Here is a 10,119-nt window from a genome sequence, read left to right as displayed (position 1 = left end):
CCAGATCCTCTCCACACGCCGCGACCTGGTGCCGCCGGATGTGGCCAATGAGCTGACCCTGCTGCAGGACCGGGTCAAGCCGTTCGACGGTGACACTGCGCGCCGCATTGTCGAGGAAGCGCTTGGCCTGCCGGTCAGCGAGGCGTTCGCCAGCTTCGATACCGAACCACTGGCCTCGGCTTCGATCGCGCAGGTGCATGCGGCCACGCTGGCCGATGGCCGCCAGGTGGTGGTCAAGGTACTGCGCCCCGGCATCGAGAAGCAGATCGATGCCGACATCGCCCTGCTCAACTCGCTGGCCGCGCTGGTCGAGCGTACCCATCCGCGTGCCGACAAGATCCGACCGCGCGAAGTGGTGGCCGAAGTCGAGAACACCCTCGCCGCCGAGCTGGACCTGCAGCGCGAAGGCGCCAATGCCAGCGTGCTGCGCCGCTTCTGGGAGAACAGCGACGACCTGTATGTGCCGGAAGTGATCTGGAGCCATACCGCCGAGCGCGCGCTGACCCTGGAACGCGTGTGGGGCATTCCGTCCGACGACATCGCCGCGCTCGACAAGGCGGGCATCGACCGCAAGGCACTGGCCGCCAAGGGCGTGCGGGTCTTCTACACCCAGGTGTTCCGCGACAACTTCTTCCATGCCGATGCGCACGCCGGCAACATCTGGGTCGACACCGATCCGGGCCGCCGCGCCAACCCGCGATTCATCGCGCTGGACTTCGGCATCATGGGCCAGCTGTCGCAGGAGGATCAGTACTACCTGGCTGAGAACTTCATGGCCATCTTCAACCGCGATTACCGCCGCATCGCCGAACTGCATGTGCAGGCGCGCTGGATGCCGGACAACGTGCGCATCGATGATCTGGAAGCGGCCGTGCGTTCGGTGTGCGAGCCGTACTTCACCCGCCCACTGTCGCAGATCTCGCTGGCCGAAGTGCTGATGAAGCTGTTCCGCGTGGCGCAGCGCTACCAGCTGACCCTGCAGCCGCAGCTGATCCTGCTGCAGAAGACCCTGCTGAACATCGAAGGTGTCGGCCGGCAGCTGGATCCGCAGATCGATATCTGGGCGGTGGCCAAGCCGGTGCTGGCGAAGATCCTGCGCGAGCGCTACAGCCCACGCCGGGTGGTGCGCGAGATCGGCAAGCGGTTGCCGGAAATCATGACCCACGCGCCGGACATGCCGCGCCTGGTACACGCTTGGCTGACCCAGCAGGTGGAGGGGCGCCACGAGCTGGCGATGCGCTCGCGCGATCTGGTTGCGCTGGATGCCAGCGTGCAGCGCCTGCAGAGGCGCGCGGTCGGCGCGATCACCGGCGTCGGCCTGCTGGCCATCGCCGCGCTGATGTACGTGCTGCAGCCACCGGGCTGGTACTGGGGCGACCTGCCGATGTGGAGCTGGGTGTCCGGTGCCGTCGGCGCGCTGGCGCTGGCGCGCGCGTGGTGGAGATAGACCCGGTGCTGCAGACGCTGAAGAACGAACTGATGCACTTCGGTGCTGAAAACGACGCGCATGAAACCGAGCGCGCTCGGCGCATGCTCAACATCACGCCGGATACCGGTGAATTCCTGTCGGTGCTGGTGCGTTTCGGCACCGCGCGACGGGTACTGGAAATCGGCACCTCCAATGGCTACTCCACGCTGTGGCTGGCCGAAGCCGCAGCCGCCATCGACGGCCACGTGACCACGCTGGAAGTCGCCGAGGACAAGGTGGCGTTGGCGCGATCCACGTTCGCGCGCAGCGGGTTGGCCGCGCACATCACGCTGGTGCATGGCGATGCCGGGCAGTGGTTGGCAGAGGCCGGCGAAGGCTGCATCGACCTGTTGTTCCTGGATTCGGACCGCGGGCAGTACGCCGGCTGGTGGCCGCAGCTGCGCCGCGTGCTGCGGCCGGGGGGCCTGCTGGTGGTGGACAACGCCACCTCGCACGCGGAAGAGATGGAGCCCTTGTGCCTGCTGCTGGATGCCGATCCGGACTTCAGCACCAGCGTGGTGCCGGTGGGCAACGGCGAACTGCTGGCCGTGCGCAACGCCTGATTGCCACGCCACAGACCCGGGGTCAGATCCCTTTTTCCCGTGGAAAAGGGATCTGACCCCATACAGGGCACCCTTATAATCCCGCGGTGAGTACCGAACCTGACACCCTCGCCGCGGTCGAGACTGAAACCGCGCCCCTGCAGCTGCTGCACCTGGATGAGCGCCTGGCCGTGGTCAACAAGCCTGCCGGGCTGATGGTCCACGACAGCAAGCTGGCCCGTGGCGAAGATGATTTCCTGGCCGACCGCCTGCGTGAGCAGCTGGGGCGGCCGATCTTCCTCGTGCACCGCCTGGACCGGGCCACCAGTGGCTGCCTGCTGCTGGCCTTCGACCGCGAAACCGCCAGTTCGCTGGGCAAGGCACTGATGGGTGGCGTAGTGGCCAAGGACTACCTGACAGTCTGCCGAGGCTGGCCGGCCGAGCTGTCCTGGCGGGTGGACCATGATCTGGACGGCGGGCCGGGCAAGCCGGTGAAGAAGCCGGCGATCACCGATTTCCAGCGCCTGGCCACTGGCGAGCTGTCGGTGCCGGTGGGCGAGTTCAGCAGCTCGCGCTACGCGCTGCTGCGCTGCCAGCCGCAGACCGGGCGCTTCCGGCAGATCCGCCGTCACCTCAAGCACCTGTCACATCACATGATCGGCGATACCAGCCACGGCGATGGGCGCCACAACCGCATCTTCCGCATGCAGGGCGTGCACCGCATGCTGCTGCACGCCGAGCGCCTGCGCTTTCCGCATCCGGAGGGCGGCAACGTGGATGTCAGTGCGCCGCTGGACCGCCAGTTCCAGAAGGCACTGGACCTGTTCGGCTGGCAGGTGGACGCAGTTTGACGGTAGTGCCGGCCGCTGGCCGGCAGCTGCGTGATTCCAGGTGTACTGGGGAGCCGGCCAGCGGCCGGCACTACCTCATTCTCGTTTCTTTTCCGGCTCGTTGACGATCGCTTCCAGGTCTTTCTGCAGGTCCGCAAACAGCGGCTGCATGCGCGCCTGGATGGCCACCATCACGTTCTGCATCAGTGCCGGGGTCTTGTCCAGCAGGCTCTGGCCTGCCGCGCTCTCGTAGAACTCGGCCATCGCCAGCACGTCTTCCTTGCTGAACGTCTTCTTGTACAGGTCCACGTACATCGGCCGCAGCTGCTGCCACGACATGGCCTGGCGCAGGGTCTGGCTGGTCCGCGCCTGGATCCGCTTCAGCTGCTCCTGCTGCTGGGCGGTGAGCTGGCGCTGCGCGGCCACCTGCTGGAACTGCTGCTGCTGCATGGCTTCGATCTGCGGCACCATGGTGTCGATCATGCTCTGCGCGCGCGAGGCCGACAGCAGGCGGTTGATGTCGCCGTCGGTCGGCGGGGCGGCCAGGGCCGGGACGCTGGCCGTGGCCAGTGCCAGCAGCAGGGCGGCGCGGCGCAGCAGGGACGGCAGGGCGGGTGCGAAGCGGGTCATGCGGGCTTCCTGCGGTACATGGGACCGCCAGCATACCTGCAGCCCAGGCGAAGGCGGCGTGTTCGGCGCCTGATCGGCGGCATACGGGGCGCGATGGCGCACTCCACCACGTGGCTGCCGCTACAATGCGCGGATGGGCAGTGGACCGGTCACCATCAGCGCGCAGCTTGAAATCCCCGACGGCGAGATCGTCGAGCGGTTCGTGCGCGCCAGTGGCGCCGGCGGCCAGAACGTCAACAAGGTGTCCACTGCGGTGGAACTGCGTTTCGACGTGGCCAACTCGCCCTCGTTGCCCGAACCGTTGCGCGCGCGGCTGTTGGCGCGGCGTGACCGGCGCATGACCGGCGAAGGCGTGCTGGTCATCGACGCGCAACGTTTCCGCACCCAGGATCGCAATCGCGAGGATGCGCGCGAGCGGCTGGCGGCCTTCATCCAGGCCGGGCTGAGCGTGCCCAAACCGCGCAAAGCCACCAAGCCGACCCTCGGGTCGAAACTGCGTCGTCTGGACGCCAAACGCGGGCGCGCGCAGATCAAGCGCGGGCGCTCATCACGTGACTGGGAGTGATTGCTTGAACAACCCGACTTCGTTGCTGCCGGCCGTGCCGCCGCAGATGCCGCAGGTCAAACCCAACGCCTTCCTGCGCTGGCTGGCGCGCTGCACCCTGCGCATGGGGGGCTGGAAGGTGACCGGCACCCTGCCTGACATCCCCAGGCTGGTCTTCATCATCGCCCCGCATTCGTCCAACTGGGACGGGCTGTGGGGCATGGCAGCGAAGATCGCGCTCGGCATGAAGGTGAAGGTGCTGGGCAAGGCGTCGCTGTTCTGGTGGCCGCTGGGCCCGTTGCTGCACCGGCTGGGCGTGATTCCGCTCGATCGCAGCTCGCCACAGGGTACGGTGGGCCAGGCGGTGGACCTGCTGCGCAACAACGAGAAGATGTGGTTCGCCATCACGCCCGAGGGCACCCGCAAGGCGGTGAAGGAGTGGAAGGCCGGCTTCCTGAAGATCGCCCGGATGGCCGACGTGCCGATCCTGACCGCGTATTTCCACTATCCGGAAAAGACCATCGGCATCGGTCCGCTGTTCACCCCGAGTGGCGACGATGTGGCCGACATGGCTGCCATCCGCGAGTTCTACCGGCCCTGGATCGGCAAGACCCGCGGCACGGTCTGAGCCGGCCGCAGGCCGCCGCATAGACGCCACGTCCGGCACATGCCGGGCGAGCGCGACAGGAGTAGGGTGGAGGGCTGGTATCCATACCGTCTGCCCAAGGAGCGTTTTACATGTCGCGTACCGTAGTCCTGGCCGCCGCCATCAGCCTGGCGTTGGCGGCCTGTTCCGGCAAGGAGTCCACCCCCGTGACCGATGCCCAGAAAGCCCCGGCCCCGCAGCCGGCCGAAGCCTCCACCAATCCGCTGCTGAGCGCCAGCACGCTGCCGTTCCAGGCGCCGCCGTTCGACAAGATCAAGGACAGCGACTACCTGCCGGCCTTCGAAGAAGGCATGCGCCAGCACCTGGCCGACGTGCGCAAGATCGCCGACAGCAGCGAGCCGGCCACCTTCGACAACACCATCGTGGCGATGGAGCGCAGCGGCGAGACCCTGACCCGCGTGTCGCGCATCTTCTTCGGCCTGGTCCAGGCCGACACCAACGATGCGCGCCAGAAGATCCAGGAAGAAGTGGCGCCGAAGCTGGCCGCGCACCAGGATGAGATCAACCTCGATCCGAAGCTGTTCGCGCGCGTGAAGTCGCTGTACGACCAGCGTGACACGCTGGGGCTGGACCCGGTGCAGAAGCGCCTGGTCGAGCACTATTACGATGGCCTGGTGCGCGCCGGTGCGCAGCTGTCCGACGCTGACAAGGCGACCCTGCGCAAGCTCAACGTGGAAGAGACCACGCTCTCCACCCAGTTCCACACCCGCCTGGTGGCCGCGACCGCCGCTGCGGCTGTTGTCGTTGACGACAAGGCCAAGCTGGCCGGCCTGGACGAGGGCGCGATCAACAATGCTGCGGCCGCCGCCAAGGACCGCAAGCTGGATGGCAAATTCCTGCTGCCGCTGCAGAACACCACCCAGCAGCCGGTGCTCGGCTCGCTGAGCGATCGCGACCAGCGTGCCGCCGTTCTGAAGGCCTCTGAAACCCGCGCCGAGCGCGGTGATGCCAACGACACCCGGCAGACCGTGCAGCGCCTGGCACAGCTGCGTGCGCAGAAGGCCAAGCTGCTCGGCTTCGACACCTTCGCCGACTATCAGCTGGGCGACCAGATGGCCAAGACTCCGGCTGCCGCGCTCAAGCTGCTGACCGACACCGTGCCGGCCGCCACCGCCAAGGCGCGCGCCGAGGCCGGTGAGATCCAGAAGGTCATCGACGCGCAGAAGGGCGGATTCCAGGTCGCCGCTTCGGACTGGGACTTCTACGCCGAGCAGGTGCGCAAGGCCAAGTACGATCTGGACGAGTCGCAGATCAAGCCGTACTTCGAACTGGACAACGTGCTGCAGAACGGCGTCTTCTACGCCGCCACCCAGCTGTATGGCATCACCTTCAAGCCGCGCACCGACATTCCGACCTACAACCCGGACATGAAGGTGTACGAAGTGTTCGACAAGGACGGCACCTCGCTGGCCCTGTTCTACACCGACTACTTCAAGCGTGACAGCAAGTCCGGCGGCGCCTGGATGGACGTGTTCGTCGAGCAGGACGGCCTGACCGGTGCCAAGCCGGTGGTCTACAACGTCTGCAACTTCACCAAGCCGGCCGCCGGCCAGCCGGCGCTGATCAGCTTCGACGACGTCACCACGATGTTCCATGAGTTCGGCCATGCGCTGCACGGCATGTTCTCGAACGTGAAGTACCCGTCGATCGCCGGCACCGCCACCTCGCGTGACTTCGTCGAGTTCCCGTCGCAGTTCAACGAGCACTGGGCACTGGACCCGAAGGTGTTCGCCAACTACGCCAAGCACTACAAGACCGGCGAGGCGATGCCGCAGGAACTGGTCGACAAGATTCTCAAGGCGCGCAGCTTCAACCAGGGCTATGCGACCACCGAGTATCTGTCGGCCGCGCTGCTCGACCTGGCCTGGCACACGCAGAAGGCCGATGCGCCGCTGCAGGATGTCGGTGCCTTTGAAGCCAGCGCGCTGAAGAAGTTCAAGGTCGACCTGCCGCAGGTGCCGCCGCGTTACCGCACCACCTACTTCGACCACATCTGGGGTGGTGGTTACTCGGCCGGTTACTACGCCTACTTCTGGGCCGAAGTGCTGGACCATGACGCCTACCAGTGGTTCACCGAACACGGTGGCCTGACGGCGGCCAACGGCCAGGAGTTCCGCGACAAGATCCTCTCGCGCGGCAACAGCGTGGAGTTGTCGACCCTGTACCGCGATTTCCGCGGCAAGGACCCGTCGGTGGAACCGCTGCTGAAGTTCCGCGGGCTGAAGTAAGAAACAGAAAGCGGCGGGGGCAACCCCGCCGTTTTTCTTTGTGTAGAGCCGAGCCCATGCTCGGCTGGCTTTTTCTGGAGACGCAGCCGAGCATGGGCTCGGCTCTACACAAGCGGATCACGTCCCCACGTGCACCCGGTTGGCCTGCTCGGCCAGGCCCAGGTGATCGAGCGCGATATCCAGCGCCAGCACATAACTCTGCGCGCCATACCCAGCAGCAATGCCCAGGCGCTGGCCGACACCGGCCGGCAGGCACGGTTCGGCCACTGCGCCGTCGTCATGCACCTCTACGTACGCGTTGTGCAGATAGGGCAGCAGCCGCTGCAGGCGCAGACTGTTGGCACACGCACCCGGATCGAGCAGCGTCACCTCGCCACGGCTGTGGTCGGCCACGCGCAGCGCATCGAGTAGTTCCTGTTCCGAACCGCAGGCGCGGATCGCCACGCTGGTGCCGGCGTCGATCGCGCGATGCACCAGCGACTTCAGGACCGGTGCCGGCAGCGGCATCGCGGTGCGGATCAGGGCGCCGGCCGCTTCCGGGCCGCGGATGATGAAGATCGACATGACTCAGCCCTCCTGCGCCAGGCGGCGGCCGACAATGGCCAGCGACAACGGGTAACCGGCCTGCTGGCTGCGCTGGTCGACCACCACGGCGGCGGGGCCGTGCTGCAGGCGCAGGCGTGCATCCAGACCAGGTTCGCTGGGCGCCTGCAACTCGATGTACTGCGCCGGCAGCAGTTCCAGCGCCGCCTGCAGCGCGCCACCTTCGGCCTGCCATTGCGCCTCGTCGGCGGCACCGACATCCAGCAGTACCCAGTCGGCCGAGCGCGCCTGCGGCTGGCACAGGCACCGGCGTACCTCGGACAGGCTGGCGCAGTCACTGCACAGCACGCGATGGCCGGCCAGCTGTGCCGGCAGTTGGGGACGCGGTGCCGACGAAGAGGCGTGGCGGATCACCAGGAGGGTCATACAACACCTTGCGGAATGCGCCGTGTGGCGCGGTGGGCACACGATGCGCGTGCTGCCCGTAAAGGTGCGATGCCCGCGGCCGGGCCGGGGCGTAAAACCTGCGTAACCCCTTTTGCAGCGCCAGGGTTGCCAGGACTGGGGCGCAGAGCAGCCGAGCGTAGGCTCGGCTCTACAGGAGCGCGGCGCGGGAACCTCTTGCGCCCGGATGTGGTCTGATGCAGCCACCACCCAACCGGAGCCTGTCATGGATGCTGTTGCCCGTCCCCCCTTTTCCCAACGCGCCGTGGCCTGGCTGAAGAAGGAAGCATTGCCGCTGCTGGTGATGCTCGGCCTGCTCGCCGCCGCCCGCGATACCCTGGCCAACCATTACGTGGTGCCGAGTGGTTCGATGCAGCCGACCCTGCAGCCCGGCGACCGGGTGGTGGTGGACATGCGTGCCTATGGCCTGCGCCTGCCGTTCACCGGCAAGGAACTGATGACCACCGGCGTTCCGCAGCGTGGTGAAGTGGCGGTGTTCGATTCACCGGCCGACGGCACCCGCCTGATCAAGCGCGTGGCGGCAGTGGCGGGCGACCATGTGCAGATGCGCGAAGGCCATCTGAGCATCAACGGGCAGCCGCTGCAGATGGCCGACCTGCAGGACGTGGAAGCCTTCGGCGAGCGACGTGCCCGCCTTGATCTGGACATGGGCGGCGGTCCGGACATCGCCGACCTGGTGGTGCCGACTGGCAAGGTGCTGGTGCTGGGTGACCACCGCGGCAACAGCTTCGATGGCCGCTTCTTCGGCTTCGTCGACGCCGACAAGCTCTACGGCCGCGCGGTGGCGGTGTACTACCGCCGGGGCGACGGCTTCGAGTGGCAGCGCCTGTAAGCTGAATTGATACTTCTCGTATATCAATCATGACCTATCAGGTTATGGATCGACTGGATAGACGGGCCTAGTCTGAGGCCCGTTCCCTCCCGCGCTTGGCCGCCCCCACCGGCCCATCGATCCCATGACTGGCGAAACCGCGGCGGCCGTCGAACGCCGCCCCCCCACTGTCGACCCCAGCGCCGAGACCCGCATCCAGCAGGGCACACCGGCCTTTCGTCGCACCGCGCTGGCACTGTTCCTGGCCGGCTTTTCCACCTTCGGCCTGCTGTACACGGTGCAGCCGCTGCTGCCTGAGTTCAGCCGCCATTTCGGCGTGTCCGCCGCCGGCAGCGCCATGTCGTTGTCGCTGACCACCGGCACCTTGGCCGTGGCGATGCTGCTGGCTGGTCTGCTGTCCGATGCGGTCGGCCGCCGCCCGTTGATGATCGTCGCGTTGCTGGCCTCGGCCATGCTGTCGCTGAGCTCGGCGCTGGTGGATGACTGGACCACGCTGCTGGTATTGCGCACGCTGCTCGGCCTGGCGCTGAGCGGCGTGCCGGCGGTGGCGATGACCTACCTGGTCGAGGAAATGGACAGCCGTGCGCTGGGCCTGGCGATGGGCCTGTACATCGGCGGCAATGCCATCGGTGGCATGAGCGGGCGCCTGCTGGCCGGCATCATCGCCGACCACTGGGGCTGGCGCTGGGGTATCGGCGTGGTCTCGATCATCGCGGTGGCCAGCACGGTGCTGCTGTGGCTTCAGCTGCCGCCGTCGCGCCACTTCCATCCCCGTCGTGACGGCCTGCGCCAGTTGCCGTCGCGCTGGCGCATGCTGTTCGCCGACCCGGGCCTGCCGTGGCTGTTCGCCACCTCGTTCGTGCTGATGGGCGTGTTCGTCACCCTCTACAACTACCTGGGCTACCACCTGCTGGCGCCGCCCTACCACCTCAGCCAGACCGTGGTCGGCCTGATCTTCAGTGTCTACCTGGTGGGCACCTTCAGTTCGGCGTGGATGGGCCAGCAGGCAACGCGCTACGGGCGCGGCCGCATCCTGTCGATCTCGTTCGCGTTGATCGGCGCGGGCATCGCACTGCTGGCAATGCCGTGGCTGAGTGCGATGGCACTGGGTATCGCACTGGTCACGTTCGGCTTCTTCGGCGGCCACTCGGTGGCCAGCAGCTGGGTTGGCAGCCGCGCCGGTACGATGCGCGCCGAAGCCTCGGCGATGTACCTGTTCGCCTACTACCTCGGGTCCAGCGTGCTGGGCGGGGTCGGTGGCCTGGCCTATGCGGCCTGGGATTGGCTGGGTGTGTGCCTGTTCGCTGCCGTGCTGACCCTGATCGGTGGTGGCATCGTCTGGGCACTGCAGCAGCGCGCGCCGCAGCCGG

At 67.0% G+C, this 10,119-nt stretch carries 11 protein-coding genes; 8 read left to right on the top strand and 3 right to left on the bottom strand.

Annotation, left to right across the window (positions count from 1 at the left end; translation table 11 throughout):
• The 3 genes from ubiB to N5E02_RS18400 all read left to right on the top strand — a co-directional run.
• The coding region (ubiB, locus tag N5E02_RS18410; RefSeq protein ID WP_279946583.1) for a ubiquinone biosynthesis regulatory protein kinase UbiB at positions 1-1,447 on the top strand (1,447 nt) is incomplete at its 5' end.
• Between the two features lie 32 nt (positions 1,448-1,479).
• Positions 1,480-2,031 (top strand): O-methyltransferase, encoded by a 552-nt coding sequence (locus N5E02_RS18405; protein ID WP_065185663.1) that lies wholly within the window; start codon positions 1,480-1,482, stop codon positions 2,029-2,031.
• 86 nt (positions 2,032-2,117) lie between these two features.
• The gene (locus N5E02_RS18400) at positions 2,118-2,861 is read left to right on the top strand and encodes a pseudouridine synthase (protein ID WP_139726599.1); all 744 of its coding nucleotides are present in this window, start codon (positions 2,118-2,120) and stop codon (positions 2,859-2,861) included.
• A gap of 75 nt (positions 2,862-2,936) precedes the next feature.
• On the opposite strand, the gene N5E02_RS18395 is transcribed toward N5E02_RS18400, so the two are convergent.
• A complete protein-coding gene (locus N5E02_RS18395; RefSeq protein WP_005420757.1) occupies positions 2,937-3,470 on the bottom strand; it encodes a DUF2059 domain-containing protein in 534 nt (177 codons plus the stop codon).
• 133 nt (positions 3,471-3,603) lie between these two features.
• Between N5E02_RS18395 and arfB the strand changes: the two genes are divergently transcribed.
• From arfB to dcp, 3 genes are all read left to right on the top strand, one after another.
• Positions 3,604-4,035, top strand: coding sequence for an alternative ribosome rescue aminoacyl-tRNA hydrolase ArfB (gene arfB / locus N5E02_RS18390; RefSeq protein WP_005420755.1), 432 nt, complete (start codon positions 3,604-3,606; stop codon positions 4,033-4,035).
• A 4-nt stretch (positions 4,036-4,039) separates the two neighbouring features.
• Entirely contained in the window at positions 4,040-4,642 is a 603-nt protein-coding gene (locus N5E02_RS18385; protein ID WP_005420754.1) for a lysophospholipid acyltransferase family protein, read from the top strand.
• 110 nt (positions 4,643-4,752) lie between these two features.
• Positions 4,753-6,909: a peptidyl-dipeptidase Dcp gene (gene dcp / locus N5E02_RS18380; RefSeq protein ID WP_164093673.1), complete on the top strand. Its 2,157-nt coding sequence runs from the start codon at positions 4,753-4,755 to the stop codon at positions 6,907-6,909.
• A 117-nt stretch (positions 6,910-7,026) separates the two neighbouring features.
• On the opposite strand, the gene N5E02_RS18375 is transcribed toward dcp, so the two are convergent.
• The gene (locus N5E02_RS18375) at positions 7,027-7,473 is read right to left on the bottom strand and encodes a 3-dehydroquinate dehydratase (RefSeq protein ID WP_004153636.1); all 447 of its coding nucleotides are present in this window, start codon (positions 7,471-7,473) and stop codon (positions 7,027-7,029) included.
• 3 nt (positions 7,474-7,476) lie between these two features.
• Positions 7,477-7,878 carry a hypothetical protein gene (locus tag N5E02_RS18370; RefSeq protein WP_279946582.1) on the bottom strand — a complete coding sequence of 134 codons (402 nt, stop codon included), beginning with the start codon at positions 7,876-7,878 and terminating at the stop codon, positions 7,477-7,479.
• A 244-nt stretch (positions 7,879-8,122) separates the two neighbouring features.
• On the opposite strand from N5E02_RS18370, the gene lepB reads away from it, so the two are divergent.
• A complete protein-coding gene (gene lepB, locus N5E02_RS18365; RefSeq protein ID WP_164093672.1) occupies positions 8,123-8,749 on the top strand; it encodes a signal peptidase I in 627 nt (208 codons plus the stop codon).
• Between the two features lie 124 nt (positions 8,750-8,873).
• Positions 8,874-10,119, top strand: a 1,246-nt coding sequence (locus tag N5E02_RS18360; protein ID WP_279946581.1) for an MFS transporter, incomplete at its 3' end; no start/stop codon positions are given.

The organism is Stenotrophomonas sp. GD03777, assembly GCF_029842485.1.
GTDB lineage: Bacteria > Pseudomonadota > Gammaproteobacteria > Xanthomonadales > Xanthomonadaceae > Stenotrophomonas > Stenotrophomonas sepilia.
Note: the sequence above shows the minus strand (reverse complement) of the source record. Positions and strands in the feature narration are given on the sequence as shown.